Genomic DNA, 22,510 nt, shown 5'->3' on the forward strand with positions numbered 1-22,510 from the left:
GGTTTGAGAGAGCCGTCGCGATTGCCGCCGCACCATCTGCTTTAATGTCGCCAAATGGATTGGAGCGACTCAGAAACAGCTTTTTGAGAGCGGCCAGAATCTGCGTATTGTCCATCTTGTCAGGATCAAGCCCCGCAGCTCTGAGAATATTAATTAGCTCACTTTGAATGATATTAAACCAGTCAGGACCGGGGAACGTCGGGGGAACACCGTTTCCACCTTCGGTAAAAAAAAGCTCTGTCTCACTGGTGACAGGAGACGGTTGTGGCATAACCGGAACACCGGTCGAATTATCTACGTGATACATCAGTTATCTCCTGAAGAATAAAAATATTCGTATGCTGTGCCACCGAGACGGTATTTTGTCAGCACACACTCCAGTTCTCTTGCCCGTTCACTCAGAAGCGGTGTCATGACGTTATCGATACAGGTAAAACGTCCGCCGCTTATACCGATCACATCAATCTGTAACGTCCAGCGATAACGGGCTGGATAAAGGGGATACATGCAGCTACGCATGCAGTGGTGAGGCAGAATGACAGTTACCCGGATAGTAAATCCAAGCGCGGCAGCCACCGCTTCAATCTGCCACGGGGAAAGGCCACCTTTGCGGTGATACTTCTCCACGACAGCACGACGTCGGTCTTCTACAGTACCGCTTAACTGCCCACACTCCGGCAGTTCAAGGTATTCCTCCCATTCTTCCAGCAGCATAAATGTTGTTTCTGGCCGCATCTCCGGTAGCAGGTTTTCTGCATCAAATTCCGTCTGACTTAAACGTCTGGCTAACGCCCGTAAAAAAAGGTTTAAATCACCATCCTCATCGCGTGACCACGCTTTGCCACGTGGCATGACCTGCCATAAAGCGCCCAGCCATTCATCTACACTGTGGGCCATGTCAGCACTCCGATAGTGATAAGTTCATTCTGAGCACAGGGAATGTCAGCGGTCAGATTCAGCTTGTAATCCGTCACGCCAGATGCGGTGCCGATAGCAGTACGAATCGCTGAAATGGGTAACGTTTGTCCTGGTTGTAGCGTCTTCTGAAGCGTCAACAGGCGGGACTGGACAGCTTTACGCGTGGCAGACGTATCCGGTGTTATGTCGATAACCATATTGACGGGACGGAGCACCAGTTCCACGGGCCAGACTTCTATTCCTCCAGGTTTACCAACCCATACGCCAGTCGCCGGGTCGGTATGACGGAAAAGGTAATCTTCCATATTTTTCCGGTCCTGATATCCGGGGGTAATCACTGAACGATCGTCATAAACCCATGCCAGTCCGATTGTGCAGGGGCCATGCCAGGCATCAAATGCCCACGCCCGACTGACACCAGCCATTTCTCGTGCCCAGATGACATAGTCATGCACAGCCCCACCAACAGGGGGATTGCGTTTACGGAATAAAAGCCGGTCAAGCAATTCTGGAACTGGCTCAATATCTGCACCACCGATGATGCCGCCCGTTCCCGTTAAACCAATGCTCTCCACGCCGGGAACGGGGGACATCAGGGTCAGGCTTTCACCTTCCGGAAGGTTTCCTGACGCGCCGGCATCGCTGGCCTGAATGGTTACAGTCATGACCCCATCTACAGGAACGCCGGAAGTCGTCACGGCATAAACAATACCGGTAGCGGTTTGCATCTCCGTATCATCCGGCAGAGGTGTATTCCCTTTAAATACAGCCGGTCCCGTAGCAAACGTGGCCTGTTTTCTGATGACGCCTTCGCTGGCCGCAGTCTCAATGATGGTTTCATCATCAGATTTAACGGACGGAATAATCTGGTCTTTAATCCAGCTCTGATGGTCGTATAAATCACGAACCTGATTGCTGAATGAGGTATTTAGAGCTTTCTCAACGCCTACAGGCGGAAGTTTTTGCAGCCCCAGTTCAAAGGCAATATCTTTTTCGCCGTCAGTAATAAGCTTGCGCAGCGCGGGAACGTTATAAGGCATTAGCAGTGGACTCCCAGCGTTTACTTATTTCAATCCGGAGCGTCGTTTTATCCGGGCGGGTTAGAATGACAATAAAATTAATTCGGTCATTGCCGCTTATCGTGGCTGTGACTGCTGCATTACGCGCGTAACCAGACCGTAAAAGCGGTTGCATAGAAAGCAGTGCATAATCTTCCACCCGCATTCTGACGGATTCCGTCAGTTTCTCGCGATCCAGCAACCAGAGTTTCGATCCCCACGGGTAATCACTGAAGGTGTCGCCGGGCCAGCCTCGCGGGTCCGATGAGCTATCAGGAATAATGTCATCAGTATCAGCACGGACGTCGGTGAAAAGACAAATCAGAACCAGAGTGACCAGTCCTTCATCACGCGATAAACCATCATGGTTAATGGTCAGTTCACCTCTGGATAGCTGATTATTCCAGCTGATACCAATTGTCATTTCATCTCCGATGTTTTTTTGCCATCCCCGTCAATATGGAAATGCTCAAGAACAGATTTTCCGGCGACCTGAATATCCTTTGAAAATTCAGATGGGCCGTTAACTTTTAATAATTTTGTATTTATCGCAAACAATTCGCTGGCATCATAATTAACCGATTTCCCTTTAACTTCGATAAGACCACCTTTTTTCAGGGTGATATAAGACTGACCATCGCCGTGATATAACCTGACCTCTCCATTTTCCAGGCCTTTTGGACGACAGCGCTTGTCTTCAACAGCGATTGCCACCAGACCTTCCCGGCGTCCCCCCACAGCCAGAACGAGTGCTTCTGAACCGACTGGCGGCACAGACGTCAGGCCGTAGTTCTGGAAACGCTCAACGTCATCATTGGTTGAATCAGCCAGAGACTGGATCTGGAGATTCTGACGCCCGAGACTGTCTGTAACGATACGAACAACGGCCCTGTCAACGAGCAGTCGCAGCCGGCGTCCAATACCTTCAAGTGTGCGACCGATATTTGCCGGATTCAGTCCCATGTTGCCACCGTTTTTGCCTTAGATTTATTGCCTTTCTTGCCTGCTTTTTTCGTACTGGTTTCAGGCATGTCCATCGACTCAGGGGGAACCAGCGTCAGAACACAGAGACGTCCGTTATCACCTTCAGTAAATGTGACGGTTTTAATCAGCCATGAGTCCTTCAGGTTCTGTATCGGATCATCAATATCAACGAGCCTGTTTTTCTGCCATAACGGGCCTTCATCGCCATTCTCGCGCCAGCCTGCCAGTGTAATTTCGGTGCTGTTGGCTTCGCCCATCATCCGTGCTTTGTACCATTCACCGCGTGTACTTGCGCCGCCAACGGTCAGGCTGTCTTCATTGACCAGGATTTTCGGGCGGTAACGGTTGATATCGCCATCATCAACGATGGTCTGACGTCCTCCAATCACTTTGACAGGCTGATCGTCCCACGTACTCCCACCCGCACTGGAGGTGCCTTTCACGATGTACTGGCTGTTTCGTTCACGCCAGCTGAACCGGCCACGGGCTGCAAGAATATTGGTTCCGAATATCAGAGGAACGCCGGCACGTTTTGTTGATGCCCGTGTGATGACCAGATTACCCAGACCATCAGCAGTCAGCAGAACGCCGCGTTGTTTAGCCAGACGGTCCAGCAGATCGAAGGCTGTCTCTCCCTGTTCTAGGACCACGCTGGAAAAGATTTCGCCAGTATCAGTTTCACTGATGACACTAATTCCATAGGGTTTGCAGATTTCAGTTGCCAGTTGCTCCAGCCGAACACCTTTCCACTGGCCGGATTTATGCACCACGGAGCTGTCAACGAGATCGCCGGTTTTATCCCGTCCCATAACGCGAATACTCATGTTTTCTGCGTCATAGCTGGGAATGAAATCATCAATATACCCCGTCAGAACCGTATCTTTTCCCAGCCTGACGATGCAGGGCATGCCCTGCTTAATCACGCGTGGGGAAGCTTCTGACCACTGGGTGGTGACAGTCAGATCAAATTCCCCGGCAACAGCCTCCAGTGAGGAAGTGACAGACATCTCGGTCCATCCGTCCCACTGCTGGCCGTCAACCTCAAGTACAACCATTTCCATCAATCTGTTACCTCGACAGGTTTACCCGGAAGAATGAACGCCGGGTCTTTCAATCGGTTCCTTGAGGCGATGGCGTCACGGTTCTCGGTATTACCGGTTTCACGCCATGCAATAAGGGATACTGGGGACGTTGTGGTCAGGATGACCGTTCGTGTCTGTGGTAGCTGAGCGCTCCTGACCCGCACGTCATTGACGACGGCAAAGCGCAGCTCACGCAGGGCATGCCACAAATCCCGCTGACCGTTTTCTACGGCGTACACAGCCTGTTCATTCAGTTGCTCAGCCAGCGTGTCACCTGCACTTATGGCTTCCTCACTGCTTCTGAACTCGGTGCTGGCAACGGTCTCTGCCTGTCCAGTTAGGCTGGCAACGACAATCAACTGACGGAAATGAGTGATGTTGTCCTGCATGGCATCTGTCAGCTCAGGGACAACGTCCGGAAGACTGCTGGCAAAACCATACTTTCCGTCAGTCACTGAACCTGGTGTGACTGACATATATTTGGGCAACTGGTGAAGTGCTGCGGCTGTCGCGCGGTCACTTGTATTTGTTGGCGAAACTGGTGACGGCCACGGCGAAGATGATGAACCGGAAAACTGATCTCCCTGCCATCGGTTACGGAGCTGATCATAAACCCGCATCGACCACAGAGGTTCAGTCACGGTCTCACGGACACCGCTGACAAGGTCCACAACATCATTGATAAACCCGGCTGGTTTCGCGACAGCCAGCTCAATCAACCCACGAAAACGTCCGAGACGGTCAGTCCATTCAGTAATCGCGGAGGGCAGCGTCAGCACACCCACCACCAGATTCTCCATGTCGTCCATCCACGTATCGGCCATTTCGCCAAGACCATCAAGCAGGGCAAAGACATCGCCATTCGCCAGCGCATCTTTGACCTTATCCGCAGCGCTGAGTACCGTCAGACTGGTATTTTCTGCCGGTGCTGGAAACAGGCGTTCGCCCGCCTCAGATACCTCAAAAGAGATGTAGGCAATGCCGCCTTCCTCAGTGCTCAGACGGTGCGTCACCTTGCCAACCTGAACCTTCTGAATGCCGAACCACGGATGGATAAGTTCTCCGGGTCCCGGTGTGTTCAGTGCCCGGAGAAGTGCCTCCAGTTGGCTCTGGTAGTTCTTTCCAATCAGCTTGCCGTTGATTTGCTGTTGGGTCAGAACGGCACCGTTATCTTCGGTCCAGCCCACTTCTTTTTTGGGGTAGGCGCGGGGAATTGCCCGACGGCCACTGGTGCCTTCGTTATCGACCAGATAGAAGGAGACCCCCCGGAACGAAGCATCGCGCAGGTCTTCCCATCGGGTAGCAGCCATCAGCCTTGCTCCACGCTGGACACGCCAGCAGATGCACTAAGTTTGATACCCGGCTGGTTCATGGTGACGCTTTTAACACGGCCACCGCCACCCTCAAGGATCACGCGGATTTCGCCCTGCATTTTCTGTAGGGTTGTGGGTAATGCAGGTGGCTGAACAGGCTTATCAAACGCGTTTTTGTTTTCAATTGCGGCGTTGGTGCCACGCAGAAAATCAACGATGACACTAAACAAAGAATTGTCATTCGTTTCAGGGCGCGACCTGTCTGCCGGGGGATTTTCAGACGCAGGGATAAACGGCGTTGCCGGTGTCATTGATGCCCACGGGCGTGGGTCAATAAACGGTTTCTCATTTGCTTTGCGTTTGGCACGATCCTTGGCCCACTGAACCATGCCAGCTTTGTCGTCACTGCTCAGTGATGGTTCTTCATAAAGGTATGGAATAGTTGACGCCAGCATGGTCAGACCGACCATTCCCTGTGGGCTGCCAAGACGTCTGGGGCTATTAGGTTTCCGGGGATTTTTTCCATCAGGTCCATCGGGGATTAAATCACCAGGACCACCCATCCCACCTTTGCCCATGTTCACAACATAAACGGGCATAACTCCGGAACCAAAAACATCGGAGACGCCTTTAGGGATACCTTTTCCGCCTTTCTCTGGCTGGAGAAAATCCCATGCACCTTTACCGATTTTAAATGCTTTACGTGCTGCAATGACTCCGGCAGTCGCAATGGCAATTTTCTTGCCGACTTCAAGCCAGTTCTGAACCGTCTTTTGATCTACTGAATTGATGGCATCAGCCAGTTCCTGTACCGGTCCGGCAAGATTGCTGTTAGAAAATTTCTTCCAGGTAACATTCAGGCTGGTCAGCGCCGAAGTAAAATCTTTCGCCGCATATTCAGCATCTTGCATGATGCCTGTACCGTCTCCGACAACTGACTGGTATCGCTTGAGGTTTTCCGCACCCTTACCGGAGGTGACGCTGCTGATAAGTAAAATACTGTCCTGGTTAAAACCGGCTTCCAGAAGTCTTTTGTTCTGCTCCTGCGCCCCTTTGCTACCGGATGATTTCGCTACTTCAGATAGGAGCACTGAAAGCGAGCGCATTTTCCCGTCGTTGCCATAAACGTTAATCCCAGCTTTTTTCTTGAGAGTGTCAACAACCTTTGGTAATTGCAGATCGCGAATCAGGTTTTCAGTCGCAGTGGCGGCTGTATCACGATCTCCCGTTGCATCCCTCGCGGAATTTAGGACCACCAACCCCTGTTTTATTCCTTCTACGCCTTTTCCTCCAGCCGCTGCGTACATTGATAGCGCTCTGGTTGCTTTCTCGGCAGCATCTTTAAGTTCGAATGCACCTTCTTTCCCTAAATTGTTGGCAATATCCATTGCCTGAAGGTTCTCTTTGGCATTCTTTGTCTGAAACTTCTGGAAAGTTGCAAACAATCCACCAATTGCCTCGCCATCGGAACCTGATGCAGCGATAGAGGCGGCAATCATGTCCTTATTCTGAATACCAAAATCCAGGTCACCGGTCGTTTTGTTGACATTCTCCAGCGCCGCCAACACCTCTGAGTCATCGACCCGGAATTTAATGGCTGTTTCCTGAATGCCATCAAAGATATTGCGCATCTCATCACGAGTTTTACCGGCAGCAATACCCAGCCCGGTTAATTGTCGATCTGTTTTAGCAAAATCCCTCAGCGCTGCGCCGCTGGCAAGGCCGGCAATCATCGTTGTATAGCGATTACTGAGCATATCCAGACCACGTCCGGCAGATTCGGACGCAGCCTTCACAACTGACATTGCTTTCTGGTTACGGCTGGCAAACTCGCTCATGTTAGCGCCGTACTGGCGGGCTTTGGCCGTCAGGTTCCCGGCAAGGTTAATCAGAATTTCAGTGCTTAGGCGGTTTGTCATATTGCTTCCTCAGTTGCCTGACCTGAATAAGCAACTGCCGCAGGGGCAGTTGCTCAAGCCGGTTAACATCGAAACGCTGAGAGAGGTTAATCAGCAGTAGATTGAGCGCCGCTGCCATCGGCATCATGTCGCCCCCGTTCGGCAGTCTCCCCCAGCATGTCATCCATCGCCTGACCCTTTTCTGTCAGCAACTTCAAATCTTCCGGATGCAGGGCATAAATTTGATTCATGTCCAGTGGGCCGGGGATTTCACCAATCTTCTTAATCTGCCGGCGCATCATCTCCAGCCCCATCATGACCTCAGAGCAGTAGGCAACCGCCTTGCCGTTATCCCCAAGCACGACGCGCTCTGAGGCAAGTTGTGATTCGATAACATCCCGTGATGTCAGCTCGCGAAGCGTCACATCCTTGTGAAGCATTTCGTCGGTAGTGCCTTTGCCGGTACGCAGACCGTGTACCAGAGTGAATGTCATTTCAGCCATGTCTTACACCTTCACGCACTTGACGCCGATGAAGTTAGCCGAGACCGTCCCCGCGTCTTCGTCCAGTTCTGCCGGGTTATCGGTGGCCGCGCCGGTCATCATGTAATTGAGGCCGTTGTCACCGTAGAACATGACGGTCACGTCCTCCCAGTTACTGATTTCAATCACATCGACATCGCGATCCGCAGCAATGGTCAGCTTGATGGAGGGGGCCGCCATCTTGCGGGAATTACCCCAGACTTTACCGCCGCCCATGTGTTGCTGGCGGGCATAGCCTCCCGGATTCAGGGTGGATTTGCCTTCAGTTTTGATTTCACGGCCATTAATACGAATCGCCGCCATACCCAGAATATTTGCCATGCTGGCTCCTTAAAGTTTGTACTGGATGAGACCGGCCAGAACGCGCAACTGATTCACCAGGTTCGGGTGGCAGATAAAGTTCAGACGGTTTGGATCTTTGCTGTCGATAGTGACATCGAGCGTGTCTTTATAATCCTCGAAATCCTCCACCAGACCTGCCGGGATAAGCTCCGTCAGCGCAATATCCAGTAACTCAGCCCGACAGATTTTGGGCGTCATGACCGGCTGACCGGCATCGAGCAAATCAAGCACGTCATCACCCGCCAGCTTGTGGCGTGGGTAGCGACTGGTGAAACGGTTTTTGATGACATAGCGGATACGGCCAAGCGTTGCCGGCGACTGCACATCGAGGTATGAAATGTCAGTATCGCCATAGCGGTTAACGCGGTACATGGTGATTTCGCGCTCAATACAGACGTTATCTCCGGCATCGACAAAGTGCGTGGCGATACCGTCATGCAGCAGCAGGTTACGCTCCGGCATATCCCAGCGGATACCGCGAGCGGGCGGCTTAATGCCGCTCAGGATCAGAGTCTGGAGAGGACGGGCCGGATCGATGGCAAGCTGGTATGCCGCCGTTGCGCCGTAGCTGGCTGCCCATAACCATGACGGTTCAGGTGCGATGTTGGTGCCAATACAGGAAATCAGCCAGTCATTGCGGGTATGTCCGAATGTACCGCTCTGGGCATGTGTTCCGCGATAAGCAGACCACAGCAAAGCCTCCATCATTTTGAGCGGTCCCCAGCGCTCCAGCAGTTCGTCACGGATAGTGTTCAGGCTCTGGGTATCGAGGTATGGGAAGATGATATCCGTGTACCAGTCATCTCCCAGCGCAGCGACAACCGCCTGAATATCCGGCGTCCCCGTGCCACCCGAAAATGCGGTCAGTGTTGCACTGATGCCGGCAGGTGTTTTTTCTCCGGCGTAATAGTTCAGGCGCACATCGCTGTCATTTCCCGTGACACCTTTCCACTTCACGGTCAGCACTACCGTTGCAGCAGCCTCAGCTTTTGCTGTGGCGGTGACCTGAGTGGCAGGCTTTGCGGTAATGGCAGTGATGATATTGCCGGCAATGGTTTCCGCTTCATCACCGATGCTGACCCCGACCTGGACAGACACGCCATTGATCATCAGTGCCAGCGTACCGGCCTGAGTGGCGGTGCCGAGCATCGTGACTGTGGCACTCGCTGCGGCGCCCTGGGCAATATCCTCCAGTCCCATCGCATACATCTCGGTGTAGCTGTTGGCCTTACGGACCATCTTTGCCATTTCACCCAGCATGGAGCCACGGCCATAGAGTTCATCGGCCATGCTGTCGCCAGTAATACGATTCAGCGTCAACGGTAAAGCAGTCGCGCTGGCGAGCTGCTGACCCACAACCAGAATTTTTCGGGACTGTGCCGGCGCGGCACTCATCGCCATAGAGTTATCGATATCGATCCAGACCAGCGGGACACGAATATCATCAGGAATATTACCGATGGACATCATGCCTCCTTATCGGTTTTAGATGTGCGGGACTTCGGTGGCTCAGTGATATTCACATCGCCTTCTTTTTCACGGCGCAGCCAGTACGCATTGACCGGCAGTGTCTCGCCATCAGCGGCAAGGTGACTGCCATCAGCCTTACGAACGAGCAGGCCCGCCCGTGATGGCTTAATCATTTTCTTTGTCATCAGTCTGTCCTTCTCTTACGTTTATGATTTGCGGCTCATCGCTTACCGGCTGTCCGTTCACCACAATGGTTGCCCCCAGTCGCAGGAATTCCGGCAGCGTGGACAGGTCTATCTCATCATCAAGACGGAATTCCTGTTCCCATGTAACGGCCCACATGGTGATCCCGAGATTGTCCAGACCACCCGACCAGAGGTTTTCAGCGGCGATGTTCTCAGCCATACGCTCAGCCTTCATGCCCGCAGCCGCTTCACGACAACTGATACGACGGGCAAGGCGTCCGGCGATAACCTCACAGCGGGCATCGCGCGGGTATCCCCAGAAATCAGCCATCATGATGTAGGCCGCCCAGGTCACAAGGCCGGTCATGCCGCGACGGTTCTGGATGTTTCTGACCCGCAAGGCTGCTATACGGATACTGCCGCCACGCCCGGACATATAGCTTTTGACCTGTTCCGGGGTGTTAAACTGACCGATGTGACGTTCCACCTTTTCAACCCGGTCTGGTTGTTTTTCACCCTCAAGTTCAGCTTTCAGCCAGTTAACAATATTCTCGGCGGCACTGACCGTGCTGCCCAGGGTGACAAATGCCGGACGCTCACTCATTGCAGAACCTCATTCCAGAAATCCCCGATGACGTGCAGCAGTTCCTGACTGTTCCCGGAGGACAGGCCGAGGAATTCACGCTGCGGGATGTTTAACATACGTTTATGCGCCCCCACGGTTTGCCATACCCCGTGTTTAAGCGCCCGACCAAATGCCTGTGAGATGAGGCGCTTATGGGCTGACACAGACACCGAGCCGGAAAAACCCTCGTTATGCGTCCGGCCATAATCAAGCGGCGTACCCACACGAACGACAGAGCCGCTGACCACATACTGGATACTGTCGAGCAGGTCGCCGTTGCCCTGTAACAGACTCTGGTTGCTGTGTCGGGTTTTCGCGTAGCTGTCAGACCAGTCCTGCCACTTCTCACCGGCAGGACTGGATTTCTCGCTGGAGATACGTCGGCGGGTCTGTGACTCCACCACAGCGCCAATGCTCTCCAGTAGCTCCTGTTGCAGCGACTGGTCAGCCAGTCGCTCAATCGCACGGCGAATGTCCTGAAGCTTTTGATCTCCTCTGACCTCGACAGTAATTCCCATCACAGCACCCCTTTCAGGTTGTTACGGGTGAACAGACGACGGTTTTCACTGACGATGATCAGCTTTCCTGTGTCGGTCTCAGGGACCGGGGTGTCAGACGGCACACCGAGGTCACGGGTGCCGTTGGCGATTTCACGCAGGGTGCGGAGGGCTTCGTCGTAACGCTTCTGGATTTCATCGGTGATCTGATGGTCCCGTTCAGACAGCCAGTAGAACGCGATGGAAACCGCCGCCCGGCGCAACGGACTCGGCAGGGTCGGAAGGTTCAGCGGCAACTGATAACGCTTTGCCAGAAAGGAATTAATTTCTGCATCAGTGTCATCAATCGCACGCTGGATCTTTTCTTCGTCAAGCTGCTGCGTCTCTTTGTTGATTGCCATGTTCCAGACGCGGTCACCATCGGTTGCCAGCAGGTCCTCGCGCGTTACGTAGATGCCCATTACTTGCTCTCCACGTCGGCTTCAGTCCCGGCAATGGTCGCCAGTTCGGTTACAATCAGCATCTTTTCAGCCTTCAGACGCAGGGCTGTGTCGGTGCTGATCACGCAACCCTGTAGCGGCTTACCTCCGGCATCTTCCAGAATCTGTTCATCAGGGTTATCGCTGACAAACACATGCACCGTATCGTGCGGCCAGAATCGGCCTGCCCGGTGAAAACCATTTTCCGGAATGGCGCGGACCTCCAGCACAACGACATTTTCAGCAATGCGAACAGCCTCTGAATGGTCATGGGCCAGCGTCTCCCGCCAGAGATGTTTTCTCAGGTCATCACCCGTGTTCTCACCCGGCATGGTGACAATACTGACTGTGGCCGGGATAACCGTTATTCCACTGTCACCGGGTACAGGTTCCGGGTCAGATGCGACATCTGAAGCTGCAACCGCCGGTTGTGATGCCTGACTGTCATCAGTAATAACTGGTTCCACCGGTGCCGGTTGCGCCGGGACAGGCGTATCCTTCGTTGCTTTGTCGTCTTTCTTTTCCGAAGTGGTTCCGGTCTTACCAGCGGCTGACTTATTAACTTTTCCACTCACTTTTTAAACCTCATTCAGGTTGGGTTTAAAGGAGGGTTAACCCCTCCTTAATCCGGCATTACGTGATTTTTTACGTAATGACGTCATGCTTTGACGTAAGGTGAGACCAGCAGATCAACATCCTTGTAATAGATGTTTGAACCGCCACCATCAGCCGTAACTGCTTCAATCAGCGCCTTGGCCGCACCACGGTTATTCTTACCGACGACCAGCAATGTCGGATTCATGCCCAGAGGTTCGCCGTTAGAGTCCGTGATACCCATCATTGCGGAGACGGCGGCTTCATAGTTGGCTTTGTTCAGTGCGGCTTTTGATCCCACACAGGTCTGCCAGAAACCAAAACCAACGTTACTGCGGCCATCGGTCCCGTAGGCGAATTCGTTCTGAAGGAACACGCGCTCGCTGGTGAGATCATCAAGAGCGATGAAGTTAAACGGACGGCGCTCCTGATAAATGATGGGCAGCAGCGCATGCGTCGCATCAATCAGGAACCACGGCTCACCTGTATCGGTCGCCGGGTCGCCCACAACGTTCGATTTGGTGGATGCACCAACAGGGTGATCGGTATCGAAGAAATACTGACCGTCCCAGCACAGCGTATCGAAGCCTTTGCACAGCAACTCAAACGACAGCTTGTCCGGGAAAATCGTGGTATCGCGGCCAAGCTGCTCAGCAATCACGGAATACTGACCAATCTGATCGTCCTCGATTTTTTCGCGCTTAACCTTGACCGAGTTTTCCCAGGTCTTGTTGGTAATGACATACCCGGCCTGAGCCAGTTCTTTCAGTTGACGCGCCCCGATCCATTCTTTGATGGTCGGGAAGTCTTCAACCCAGCCATAAGTGTTAGACGCGCCAGAACTGGGGATGACCGTGGCGATGGATCGATACTGCGGATTGACCCGACCAACACCTTTGGTAAAGGCGGCGCTCAGTGCGGTGGTCAGGGCATGCAATACTTCTGCGGATACCTGCATGAATTATTTCTCCTGCTTACGAACGGAAAGGAATTCTTCTTCGCTGATGCCCATATGGCGGCACATCGCGAGGTCTTCGTCAGAAAGCGAGGTGTGACCTTCGGTGCTTTCTTTTTTGGTCGTCGTGGTCTTGCTGACAATGACCGGTGCCGCTTTCACGAATTCAGCGAATCGCTGGCGGCCTTCTTCAGAGCGGCAGGTGGCGAGATACATTTCGCGGTTAGCCGGTGCGACTTTCCCCGACTCGATGGCACTGTCCACCAGAGCTTCTGATTCTTTGATGGCAATCTCATTGAGTTTGCTTTCAGCACTTTCCGCACGGTTAAGTGCTAACTGGTGGGTCTCTACCGGAATGAATTTCGTCAGGTCAGGATTCTCAGCGCGGTTAAGCGCCACCTGCTCGGCGGTCTTAATCTGCTGAATGGCTTTTACTGCGTCGTCTGCTGTGGCAGTGGCCGCGAGGCCAAGTACTGTCACAATCTGGACAGGTACGGTCATCGTGTTTTCCTCAGAGTTGAGTGCGGGTAAATCAAGGTTGGGTTTGTTGGTCAGCGCGGCGCTGGACAGGCGGGTGACCTGACCGTCCGCAGTGAACCGAAAGGCCGGACTGTAATAGAGGTACTTCTTGCCGCGCAGCTGCGCCACGCCGTCATCAGTCCATTCAACGTGCGCCTCCACCACGCCATCACTGACGCGATAGCCGTCAATCCAGCCATAAGCCGGGGCTTCATCGCCTTTCGGGCCTTTCAGTTCGGTGGAGTGCTCGATATCAAACGGGAGCTTTGGATAAGCCATCGAGGCACGAATGATGGCTTCAGGATTGTTGTTCACCCATGAACGGCCATCACGCCCTGTAAAGGTTCCCGCCGGTATCATCGGCAGCCATTCCGGCAATGCATCATCGGTAAGGTCAGGAAGCTGAAAGCAGAGCGCCAGCAGTTCCGTATTGTTCGGGGTCATGGTGTTGTCCGGTCACGTTGTTTACTTCCGGACAGTGTGGGGGGAAACGGGGATGCAGGTGGATTAACCGGCTTCACTGTAAACGCGGCATGAAACCGCGTTTAAAACACGTTTAAAAACGCTGTGGCGCGTTTAACGATTTTTTCACGTGCCGTCATGACGTAATAATCGTTAATGCCGCCACGCGCGTTGTGGGATGGTTTTTATCTTTGTGGCGAATGACTGTCAAACGCGTCCTGTTTTCTGCGTAGCTGTTCATCCAGCTCGTGACTGCGGGAGATTCCGGGGTTGTACGCCCAGCCGGGATCAATCCCCTCCGGAATGGTCTCTTCTTCGCCGGTGCGTTTGTTAACCCACCTGACCGTACGGACTTCAGGGGCTTCCGTGTTGATAGTGCCGTTGACCTTCATCTGCTCATACTCATACCGGCTGATTTGCCGTGTACCGCATTTGCAGCCCCAGCCGTTCGGCCCCATGTGTGTTCGCCAGAACGGATGATCCACCGGCAGGCAGACATCCTTCCAGCGCAGATGCTCCGCACGGTGCTCACGTGATGGGCCGACGGTGTAGACAAGATAAGGCATTGCCCGTTGGGTCCGTTCAATACGCTGCCATTGTCCCGCCGCGCGGGCGGTTCGCATATTAGTGTCATAGATAACGCGCATCCTGCGGTCACTGCCGAGCTGGACAGTACGGGTTTCACCGGTCAGGGGGTCATCCATCAGTTGCTGTCCCCACCATCCACGTTTGACCAGCATAGGTTTAAGAACCTCGCGAAATTGCTCAAAGGTCTGGCCGCTCTCCAGTGCGTCCTCCACGAGCTGGCGAACGTCCGCCAGCAAATCAAGCTGCGTCATCTTTGCCACAGTAAAGCCGATGCTGTGTTCTTCCATCCAGACATCGCGGTAATCAAATCCCGGCTTCAGCTTTTTCGCCTTCAGCCAGGCCAGTGCTTCCTGGGGAATAATGCTGTATTTATCGCTGACCGGCTTAGCCATCGTTTACATCTCCCAGCGACCGGGCTTTAAAACAGAGCATCGCCAGCTGCGTCGCAAACTCATCAGCATCAAGTTCTTTCTGAAGCGCCGGCAGGCCAGCAAGAAAAGATTCAAAGCTGTCAGATTTCTTTGCCAGCTCAAGCACCGGACTGGTGAACGCATCGCCGGTACGCTGCCAGTCATTCATCGCCTCATCCACCATCATATCAAGAACGTCAGGTTGGCTGCGGTTAAGTGCGGTCTGCTCACGGTTCATGGCCGGTAGTGGGTTAGCCATTTGCGCCGTTGGTGTCAGAATTTTTGCGCCTTTCTCCGGTTCAGAAAGCCCGAATTTGTCACGGATCTCTGACATCTGAACTTCCATCCCCCGGTCAATCAGTGGCGACAGTGCATCCACCAGAACCTTAAGATCTTCCGGTTTGCTGATGCGCAGAACGACGCGGGGGTAATGCTCCTGTGGTCCGTAATTCATATCCACATAGGGACGGACAAGGAATTCAGACAGCGTGTTGGATAACTGCCAGGCATCCCATTTGGCGATGTCCATACGCACACCATTGTGGACTTCCGCCTGAGCACGTGAACTGCCGTCATCCGTGGTCATGGTCTGCCCCAGTACGGCCTTACTAATCTGCGCGTCACACCATTCGGCCATCTCTTTAAAGAGAGTGCCACCGCTGTTACGGCTCGCCGCTTCCTGCATCTCCAGTTTCATCGAATCGGGGATTGCGCAGCCGGCATCTGATGCCAGTGATGCAATCGCATCCAGCAATGTCTGGATTTGCTCCGGGCTGGCGTTATTGCCGTACTTGCCCACCACAATCGGGATGCCAAATTTTTCAGCAAACGCCCACCAGTCCCGGACTGTGTAGGACTTGAGCATATACATGACGGCCACCAGACGCGCCAGACCGTTACGCAAGGGCAGGCCGGATTTCAGGCGGGGCTTATGGACGATAAATTTCCCCGGTGACAATGGCTCACCATCGATGGGGTTCCTGTCCGTCAGTAGTCTGAAATCACGCAGCGTTTCCCGGTCAGGTTTCAGAAAGCGTGGATCTACCCATTCATAATCGCGGGGTTTCCAGAGTGTGGCGCTGGTATTCCAGAGGATTTCGCAGACACCAACGCCTTTACCAAGCCCGTCCAGCAAATCGAACAGCAGTTCGGGAACCTGCGGTTGTGCCATGAGGTTACGGATATCATCTGCGATTTCCACATCCCGCGGAGAATCGCTCCCGGCCTCCACTGAAGGTTCAATCCCGGAAACCGTCAGCTTGCGTGTACGTAAAACGCTGGCGTAGTGGAGGTCACGTTCCTCCAGTTCCTCCGCCATAATGAAGAAATCACGGGCATGACCATCGGCTGCATTACGTAAGATCCCCGCAAGCCTGCCGGGACTCAGCGTACTGGCAACGCTGATACCTGCCGAGGGGGAACGTACACTCATTACCGCCGCTGCGGATTGCGTCTGCTTCAGCTCATCCTTGTTCACGGTGACAACTTCTCCCGTGGCAGGACTGAGCAGCCGGCGAACGGCTCCGGTTAGTTGTCCGGTTAGTTGTTTAAACATCAGAGTAATCCCCGCTGATTTTTAAGACCCCGTGTGATGCGGACCTGACGGTGTTCATTACGCTCATCGGGGCGGGAAGGTTTCTTTAACTTGTGGACTTCATAACGCCGGCAGTCCTCGCGACTGGCGAGGAAACCGAGAAAAATAGCGATAGCAGAGTCACCGTGACGCTTGCGGCCATCGGTGCCGGTAGTTCGTGCATCATCAATGCCCGGTACGCCGCGATAAAGCTGAATTGCGCCGAGGTCTGTGATCACATCTTCATGCTTTGGCAGTACCAGCTCATTGTCTTCGAATGCCGCACGGAACCGTGGCATGTTCTCCCGGTAGTATTTGACGGAAAGTTGCACCTGCTCAACTTCATCACCGTATTTTTCCGCCGCCTGTTCTGCCAGATACTGACCGTTACCCCGCGCATCGAGCTTGATGCCGTCACGGCGGGGAAGCCTGTCACAGATATAAAACAGCGCCTGCTCCTGCTGTTTAAATGGCACATTGCTGAGTTCCACCAGGAACGGGACGTTGCGCGTCGTGTCATCGTTGACTGTCACCGGTGCAAACACGGTCAGGTCACCATTACGCGCAAAGTCCTCCCCCAGACAGTGGCGCAGGTTCTGCGGCAGCTTCTCCAGTTCGGGTAGTACGACCGTCTCCAGCCATTCCTGCATGTCCACACGGCGCAGTCCGTCCGGCATCGCGTTAAAATCAGCCGTACCGGTGAAGCGCAGGACAACGGTCGGACCTCTGGCCGCACGTTCGCGCAGGGAACGTGCGATATAGACGCCACCGCCGTTCTTCGGCTCGCAGTAGTATTCCTCGCGGGCATCTTCCTCTGTGGCCGTGTCGCTCAGCAGGTTAGCCAGCCATTCCGCTTCGGCCTCCACAGACCAGACTTTTTTTGTAACCTGACAGATGCGCTGATACAGCCCCTCTGCAATGGCCGTTTCAATATCGACGTGATGGACAGAGTAGCGTTTTTTCCCGGCCCGGCTGTCGGTGATGATGGTGTTAAACAGGTTATCAATACCGTTGTGAGTGGAAATAAGGCGAACATTATTCCCCCACATTGTCAGCGCCAGCGCCGCCTTGAGTACCGCTGCAAGGTCAGCCTGGAATGCGGCCTCGTCAATGATGACGTTACCCTGCATACCACGCAGGTTCGACGGGTTAGACGACAGCGCCTTAATTTTGTAGCCACTGGCGAACTGGATGACATAGACCAGGATGTCTTTGTCTTCATCCTTCAGCACTTCTTCACCAATGCCAGACGCGGCGCGGTCATAGGCTTTCGCCCACATGGCACAGGCATCAATAAACTCACGGGCCATGTCTTTCGTTGTGCCGACGTAGAACGTGTCACACCCGCCAGCCTCCACCGACATTGAGCCGTTGAGGGCCGCGTCAGCCGCTTCCGCCCAGGTCAGACCGGTACGACGCGACTTCTCGGCAATCTTCAGTTGAGAGGCGTCAGCAATCCACCGCTTCTGGTAGGGAAGCAGTAGCTGGCTTTTGTCGAACTCGCCCGACAGGATAGCCGCAGCGGACTGACTGGTGAGTGTTCTGTCCGGCGTCATCGTCGTCATTCTGCAATCCCCAGAATCTGGCGTTTGATATCGGCAGCAGTCTCAGCCGACAAACCAGCTGAACGGGTTATGGTCTCTGCGGCCGCAGCGGCTTTTTTCGCAAACTCCTGCTGGATCTCTTTCTCGCGTTTGTGGCTTGCCATCGCAGCAGCTTCCAGTCGCTGGGCGACAAGCGCAAGCTGGCCCAGCGCTTTTGGTTCGACAGTTTTATCGCTGTCAGCCATTTCCATTGAGGTTTCAAAGGCCAGTGTTTTGACAAACTCCAGCAGTAATTTTCCGACGTCAGACGTCGGCGCTGAGCCAAGTTTTGATGCCCATATTTCAGCCATCTCGCGTGAAGCGCGAATCTTTGACCCCATCGTTTCCATGCGGCTTGCGTAGCGGTTCAGACCGGTACGGCTGATTTGCATGTCCTCCGGAAGGTTATATTCGTTGATCAACTCGTTAATCGCTTCGCGGATTTCTTCCTGGGTATGTCGTTTGTCGCGCAGCATCTGATGAAGTTGCTCCCGGACCGCATCCGGGAGCAAATCAATCTTTGAAGGTCGTCCGCGCGTCTGGCGTTCACTTGCCATTCTCCCTCCTCATACGGTCAAGGAAGTCACGTTCAACGCTGGATTTGTCTTTCAGCAGCAACTTCCAGACGCGTTTGTATTCCGGATTGCTGTTGAGGAATGTGTTCAGATACGAATCAGCGGATTCGGAGTTGTATTTTTTACCCGTCGATTTTTCAAACTGCGGTGCAATGGCTCTGACTTCAATTTCCGCACAGACGAGAATGGCGGCCATTTTCCGGATGATGTCGCGCTGGCTACTGCTCAGTGGCTTAAGGGCTTTAGTCATGGCTGATGTTCTCCAGTTCAAAAATACGCTCTGTTACATCGTTAATTGCATCTGTAAAACCAAATGCGCTACTCCACTCCGGGGGGGCACCGGTTACAGCCTCATACATGCTGTCCAGTACGGCGATAACCTGATCGCGCTCTCCGATAAGCTGGGTTTCAGAGCGGTCCAGCCGGGCAATGCCTTCCAGTGCTTTTTCATTTGCACTGATAAGGGAATCAATGATCACAGCGGCCTGAAAAAGCGCATTCGCTGACATGCCGATTTCACCGGACTCCCGACGCTCCGCCAGACCTGACAGGCGGCGCAACTGTTCCGCCTGCTGGCGGCAGGTCATTAACATTTGAAGTATTCTGGCCCGTTCCATCGTCACTCCCGCGCACGTGGTTTTTTGACGCCGGGGACCGTCGCCAGCCCAAAGGCCACATCTTCACCGCGTCCTGTGATGCCGGCGACGTAACACCCGGAGACATCTGACAGGGTGACGAGTCCCTGTTCACGTAGCCACGCAAGGAGGGTGCGGACGGTGTCACGGGAAACCCGGTGGCCGTAGGTCTGGAGGCAGGTCTGTAGAATGGATTCGTTTGCACTGTCTCCGCACTCCACCAGTGAGCGCAGAATGACCAGACGCTGGTCGCTGTTGAGGATTTCTTGCATGCTCATAGCCTCTTAATTTTTTTCCTTCAGTTCGTTTTCCAGCAACAGATCGCTGATACGTGTGGCCTGCCGGAGCATTCCGGAGAACTCCCGTATTTCGCCGCGCAGGTTGCTCATATCCAGTTGCAACTGGTGGAGTTCCTGCCGTGACGGCATCCCGTCGATGGCCTTTTCAAGTGCACTCATCCGGCTGTTAACTTTCTCCATCTCTTCCCGGCGGGCATAGGTTTTCACCAGCAGCAGGTGGATAATATTGATACCGGACATCAGTCCGGCCCAGATGACAGCCCAGTTACTTCTTACGGTTTCCCATTCCATTTATGCCGTCTCCCTGAGTGTCTGGCAGTCAATACAGGTCACGGCATCCGGCATGGCCGCCAGTCGTTTCGGGTCAATTTCGTCACCACAGTCGTTGCAGTGGCCTGGCGTGTCAGGGGATTCTTTAACCCTGTTTAACTGAGCATTTAATGCCCGTTCACGGTCTGCCATCTCAAGGCCGCTGGCCTTGTCCAGTTCATCCGTCATCTACCCGCCGCCATCGTTTTGTGTTTGCTTGATTTGCTGTACCGGGCGAACCCGTCAAGGGTGCGAAAACCGAGATACCCAAGCGCCGGTGTCGCCAGCATGAGTGCGATATCCCAGTCCGGTGATGGCATGGAGAAGGCATGACCAAAAGCACCGGATACCGCGCCAGCCTGCTGACCCACAGACATCAGCATCACATACGCAATGCAGCTGTAGAGCGATAGCCGGGCCATCAGCGGTCTGGTCTGACGGACATATTCATCCGTAGCGTTGTCCCCGTTACGGATGGTTTCCTGCTGTTCATGGTGGGCAGCCTGACGGTCAGCCAGTACGGCTTTGTCCCGCTCAAGCTGGAATTGCTCAATCTGGACTTTCAGGGACTGGAGCTGGACGAACTGTTCTGGCGGCAGCGCCGCCAGTTTCTGCTCAAGCACCCGCTGCTGGTCCTGCGGGTTGATGACGCTGTTGACGTTCTCAACGATCCCCGCCACAGAATCTGCCGTTCTGGCGGTGTCGCCACCGAACCAGCCTCCCACGGTACGCAGTAATGACGGTCCGGCCTTCATCAGAACGGAGGCAATGGTGGTGAGGGTTACTGGATCCATACAAGCAGCCCCTTACGTGCAACCCACTGACAGAACAGAAATCCTGTGGCTGCGCCGAGTGGTTCAAGGACAAGCAGGTACAGCGGGCTGGCATAAAGTGGACTCAGGCAGATAAGAACGAACCCAACTCCCCAGACAACCCACGACCAGAAACATGCATGCCGGCTGATATGCATTTCAGGTTTAAGAAGCCTGTAAGGCAGATTGCCAAGAAAGATGCTGAACCCGACCAGGACCACACCGGACAACGCCAGCCACCAGACCATAAATGCCTGGCGGCCTGAGAAACTACAGATGAACAGCGACAGGCCGACGAGAATGACAATGCTCCATCCGGAGCGCAAAACCTGTACCAGCGCCAGCTTTAACCAGTCACAGCTAAACGATTTAAACATTGTGTTTTTCCTTGTATCGCTGGCATTGCCAGACGATGTCTCTGATATCGACGGATGACCAGCCGCGCATGTAGTAGCTGCCGTGCGTCCCGTCATGACCTTCATAACTTGTCGGAACAGGGACGGGACCACCGGCCATACGATGAAGAACTTCCTGCCGCAGTCGGTCACGTCGTCCCAGTTTCAGCGAAGCGTCCCATCCCTTGCCCATATCAGCTCCGGGCTACCGAATAACGCACACCGGAAATCTCACGACAGGCGTCAGCGAGGTTGTCCAGGCGGTTAAACCAGCCGTTGAGGAACTTGCCCTGTGAAGGGTTTGATTTGATGATGTCGGCGTAATAGCGGGAACGTCGCAGAAACAAACGGTTCAGCAGCCAGTCAGGGTCAGCACACTCAACGGCTGCGCGGGTGTTTTTACCGGCAAGGCCGTCAACGCTCTTGCCGGTGAAACCGGCAGCTTCCTGAAGCAACTGGACAGCCTTTTTGACGCCATGCTGGACGGCAGAGTCAAAGACAAACAGGGCGATATCATCCGGCCAAAACTGGCAATATGCCGGATACCAGTAGTCACGGAAGTAAATCTGGCCGGCCTGTTCAACCGTTAAATCACGAATACGGGTATCAGGCTTGCCATCGCCATTGACGTCGGTCATGCCATCGGCAACACCGTCGCGTTTATCTGATATACCGAAGTTGGTTTCACCGCCACGGTCAGTGGGGTCGTTGACATATCCGCGTTCTGCGCTGAGCACGAAAGCAAGAGCATTGCGAAATGCGGGAGAATCGGGGGTGTTGTTCATAAAACGGCACCTTTGGAAGTGGGTTAGATTTCCCTTCCATCATGTGCCGGACGAAAAAAAAGCCGGATTAACCGGCTTCATTCAATGGATATAACTAGCGAATTCACTCACTATGCTTTTCGTAAATCGCAGGAGTAAGTAACTGACTCCATAACTTTTCGAATAGTGGCTCGTAATTCCATTCCAGATGTAAAACCTGATGCTGAATAAGAATCGTCTTCTCTTCTGTTTGCCGTCGCTTTTGTAAAAATCTCAGCAACTTGATTGATTGAGTTTTCTGAGTCTTTCTTTCCCGTCACCCCCTCTACGAGTTTTACACATTGATTAACAGCAGCCAGTGATTCACCGTCAATATCTTTACCACTTGAAAACACCATTGCTGTAACTGCATCTGTACCTAATGCCCAAACGGTACTTACAGTGGCATCTTCAGTTGTTGCTGTATAAACCTGAACACCATCAACTATGGCTCCTTTTTTCCATTCTGTTTTTTTCAGAACACCCATTTTATCAAATTGAGAAATAAGCTTTTCATTACCTGTTAGTTCATCTTTATCGAAAAAATAGTGATACCCCCCAACTAAAATAACGGCCAGTATTAATGCATCAGTAAATTTCATATG

General features: G+C 53.5%; 31 protein-coding genes and 1 pseudogene. All 32 read right to left on the minus strand.

Going from position 1 to position 22,510, the window contains the following annotated elements:
* Positions 1-307 (minus strand): annotated as a pseudogene (locus N6P30_RS19450) (integrase); the annotation flags it as partial.
* On the minus strand, positions 307-897 hold the full coding sequence (locus N6P30_RS19455; RefSeq protein ID WP_109862660.1) for a putative phage tail protein: 591 nt from the start codon (positions 895-897) through the stop codon (positions 307-309). The gene N6P30_RS19455 and the pseudogene N6P30_RS19450, both read right to left, overlap by 1 nt.
* Entirely contained in the window at positions 882-1,958 is a 1,077-nt protein-coding gene (locus tag N6P30_RS19460) for a baseplate J/gp47 family protein (protein WP_086538982.1), read from the minus strand. The genes N6P30_RS19455 and N6P30_RS19460 overlap by 16 nt, the downstream gene beginning before the upstream one ends.
* Positions 1,948-2,400: a phage GP46 family protein gene (locus tag N6P30_RS19465; RefSeq protein ID WP_109862661.1), complete on the minus strand. Its 453-nt coding sequence runs from the start codon at positions 2,398-2,400 to the stop codon at positions 1,948-1,950. The genes N6P30_RS19460 and N6P30_RS19465 overlap by 11 nt, the downstream gene beginning before the upstream one ends.
* On the minus strand, positions 2,397-2,939 hold the full coding sequence (locus tag N6P30_RS19470; RefSeq protein WP_086538984.1) for a phage baseplate assembly protein V: 543 nt from the start codon (positions 2,937-2,939) through the stop codon (positions 2,397-2,399). Before N6P30_RS19470 ends, N6P30_RS19465 begins: the two co-directional genes overlap by 4 nt.
* A complete protein-coding gene (locus tag N6P30_RS19475) occupies positions 2,930-4,021 on the minus strand; it encodes a phage baseplate assembly protein (RefSeq protein ID WP_109862662.1) in 1,092 nt (363 codons plus the stop codon). Before N6P30_RS19475 ends, N6P30_RS19470 begins: the two co-directional genes overlap by 10 nt.
* Complete coding sequence (locus N6P30_RS19480; RefSeq protein ID WP_109862663.1) at positions 4,021-5,352, minus strand: DNA circularization protein; 1,332 nt, start codon at positions 5,350-5,352, stop codon at positions 4,021-4,023. Before N6P30_RS19480 ends, N6P30_RS19475 begins: the two co-directional genes overlap by 1 nt.
* Entirely contained in the window at positions 5,352-7,274 is a 1,923-nt protein-coding gene (locus N6P30_RS19485; RefSeq protein ID WP_109862664.1) for a phage tail tape measure protein, read from the minus strand. The genes N6P30_RS19480 and N6P30_RS19485 overlap by 1 nt, the downstream gene beginning before the upstream one ends.
* 86 nt (positions 7,275-7,360) lie before the next feature.
* Positions 7,361-7,756, minus strand: coding sequence for a phage tail assembly protein (locus N6P30_RS19490; protein WP_109862665.1), 396 nt, complete (start codon positions 7,754-7,756; stop codon positions 7,361-7,363).
* Positions 7,757-7,759: 3 nt separating this feature from the next.
* Positions 7,760-8,116, minus strand: coding sequence for a phage tail tube protein (locus N6P30_RS19495; RefSeq protein ID WP_016239597.1), 357 nt, complete (start codon positions 8,114-8,116; stop codon positions 7,760-7,762).
* A gap of 9 nt (positions 8,117-8,125) precedes the next feature.
* Positions 8,126-9,604, minus strand: a complete 1,479-nt coding sequence (locus N6P30_RS19500; protein ID WP_109862666.1) for a phage tail sheath subtilisin-like domain-containing protein — start codon at positions 9,602-9,604, stop codon at positions 8,126-8,128.
* A complete protein-coding gene (locus N6P30_RS19505) occupies positions 9,604-9,792 on the minus strand; it encodes a DUF2635 domain-containing protein (RefSeq protein ID WP_044712104.1) in 189 nt (62 codons plus the stop codon). The genes N6P30_RS19500 and N6P30_RS19505 overlap by 1 nt, the downstream gene beginning before the upstream one ends.
* Positions 9,773-10,396 (minus strand): hypothetical protein, encoded by a 624-nt coding sequence (locus N6P30_RS19510; RefSeq protein ID WP_109862667.1) that lies wholly within the window; start codon positions 10,394-10,396, stop codon positions 9,773-9,775. Before N6P30_RS19510 ends, N6P30_RS19505 begins: the two co-directional genes overlap by 20 nt.
* Positions 10,393-10,935: a phage virion morphogenesis protein gene (locus tag N6P30_RS19515; protein WP_044712108.1), complete on the minus strand. Its 543-nt coding sequence runs from the start codon at positions 10,933-10,935 to the stop codon at positions 10,393-10,395. Before N6P30_RS19515 ends, N6P30_RS19510 begins: the two co-directional genes overlap by 4 nt.
* Positions 10,935-11,375: a gp436 family protein gene (locus N6P30_RS19520; RefSeq protein WP_058587163.1), complete on the minus strand. Its 441-nt coding sequence runs from the start codon at positions 11,373-11,375 to the stop codon at positions 10,935-10,937. Before N6P30_RS19520 ends, N6P30_RS19515 begins: the two co-directional genes overlap by 1 nt.
* Entirely contained in the window at positions 11,375-11,968 is a 594-nt protein-coding gene (locus N6P30_RS19525) for a hypothetical protein (RefSeq protein ID WP_109862668.1), read from the minus strand. Before N6P30_RS19525 ends, N6P30_RS19520 begins: the two co-directional genes overlap by 1 nt.
* Positions 11,969-12,051: 83 nt before the next feature.
* Positions 12,052-12,945 (minus strand): Mu-like prophage major head subunit gpT family protein, encoded by an 894-nt coding sequence (locus N6P30_RS19530; protein ID WP_109862669.1) that lies wholly within the window; start codon positions 12,943-12,945, stop codon positions 12,052-12,054.
* 3 nt (positions 12,946-12,948) lie between these two features.
* Complete coding sequence (locus N6P30_RS19535) at positions 12,949-13,905, minus strand: phage protease (protein WP_109862670.1); 957 nt, start codon at positions 13,903-13,905, stop codon at positions 12,949-12,951.
* 203 nt (positions 13,906-14,108) lie between these two features.
* Entirely contained in the window at positions 14,109-14,903 is a 795-nt protein-coding gene (locus N6P30_RS19540) for a phage minor head protein (protein WP_109862671.1), read from the minus strand.
* Entirely contained in the window at positions 14,896-16,476 is a 1,581-nt protein-coding gene (locus tag N6P30_RS19545; protein ID WP_109862672.1) for a DUF935 domain-containing protein, read from the minus strand. The genes N6P30_RS19540 and N6P30_RS19545 overlap by 8 nt, the downstream gene beginning before the upstream one ends.
* Entirely contained in the window at positions 16,476-18,059 is a 1,584-nt protein-coding gene (locus N6P30_RS19550) for a terminase large subunit domain-containing protein (protein WP_109862673.1), read from the minus strand. Before N6P30_RS19550 ends, N6P30_RS19545 begins: the two co-directional genes overlap by 1 nt.
* The gene (locus N6P30_RS19555; protein WP_016239609.1) at positions 18,056-18,634 is read right to left on the minus strand and encodes a DUF3486 family protein; all 579 of its coding nucleotides are present in this window, start codon (positions 18,632-18,634) and stop codon (positions 18,056-18,058) included. Before N6P30_RS19555 ends, N6P30_RS19550 begins: the two co-directional genes overlap by 4 nt.
* Complete coding sequence (locus tag N6P30_RS19560; RefSeq protein ID WP_109862674.1) at positions 18,624-18,902, minus strand: hypothetical protein; 279 nt, start codon at positions 18,900-18,902, stop codon at positions 18,624-18,626. Before N6P30_RS19560 ends, N6P30_RS19555 begins: the two co-directional genes overlap by 11 nt.
* On the minus strand, positions 18,895-19,245 hold the full coding sequence (locus N6P30_RS19565) for a hypothetical protein (protein ID WP_227009982.1): 351 nt from the start codon (positions 19,243-19,245) through the stop codon (positions 18,895-18,897). Before N6P30_RS19565 ends, N6P30_RS19560 begins: the two co-directional genes overlap by 8 nt.
* 26 nt (positions 19,246-19,271) lie before the next feature.
* Positions 19,272-19,559, minus strand: a complete 288-nt coding sequence (locus N6P30_RS19570; protein ID WP_016239612.1) for a hypothetical protein — start codon at positions 19,557-19,559, stop codon at positions 19,272-19,274.
* Between the two features lie 12 nt (positions 19,560-19,571).
* Entirely contained in the window at positions 19,572-19,877 is a 306-nt protein-coding gene (locus N6P30_RS19575; RefSeq protein WP_016239613.1) for a DUF2730 family protein, read from the minus strand.
* The gene (locus N6P30_RS19580) at positions 19,878-20,084 is read right to left on the minus strand and encodes a TraR/DksA family transcriptional regulator (protein WP_044712129.1); all 207 of its coding nucleotides are present in this window, start codon (positions 20,082-20,084) and stop codon (positions 19,878-19,880) included.
* The gene (locus tag N6P30_RS19585) at positions 20,081-20,689 is read right to left on the minus strand and encodes a hypothetical protein (protein ID WP_109862676.1); all 609 of its coding nucleotides are present in this window, start codon (positions 20,687-20,689) and stop codon (positions 20,081-20,083) included. The genes N6P30_RS19580 and N6P30_RS19585 overlap by 4 nt, the downstream gene beginning before the upstream one ends.
* Entirely contained in the window at positions 20,677-21,084 is a 408-nt protein-coding gene (locus tag N6P30_RS19590) for a hypothetical protein (RefSeq protein WP_023277380.1), read from the minus strand. The genes N6P30_RS19585 and N6P30_RS19590 overlap by 13 nt, the downstream gene beginning before the upstream one ends.
* Positions 21,077-21,295, minus strand: a complete 219-nt coding sequence (locus tag N6P30_RS19595; RefSeq protein ID WP_058587178.1) for a hypothetical protein — start codon at positions 21,293-21,295, stop codon at positions 21,077-21,079. Before N6P30_RS19595 ends, N6P30_RS19590 begins: the two co-directional genes overlap by 8 nt.
* A 1-nt stretch (position 21,296) precedes the next feature.
* Positions 21,297-21,887, minus strand: a complete 591-nt coding sequence (locus N6P30_RS19600; protein WP_109862677.1) for a glycoside hydrolase family 108 protein — start codon at positions 21,885-21,887, stop codon at positions 21,297-21,299.
* 110 nt (positions 21,888-21,997) lie between these two features.
* A complete protein-coding gene (locus tag N6P30_RS19605) occupies positions 21,998-22,507 on the minus strand; it encodes a hypothetical protein (RefSeq protein WP_109862678.1) in 510 nt (169 codons plus the stop codon).
* Positions 22,508-22,510: the final 3 nt, after the last annotated feature.

It is taken from the genome of Enterobacter sp. PL1, assembly GCF_945957325.1.
GTDB classification, from domain to species: domain Bacteria; phylum Pseudomonadota; class Gammaproteobacteria; order Enterobacterales; family Enterobacteriaceae; genus Enterobacter; species Enterobacter roggenkampii.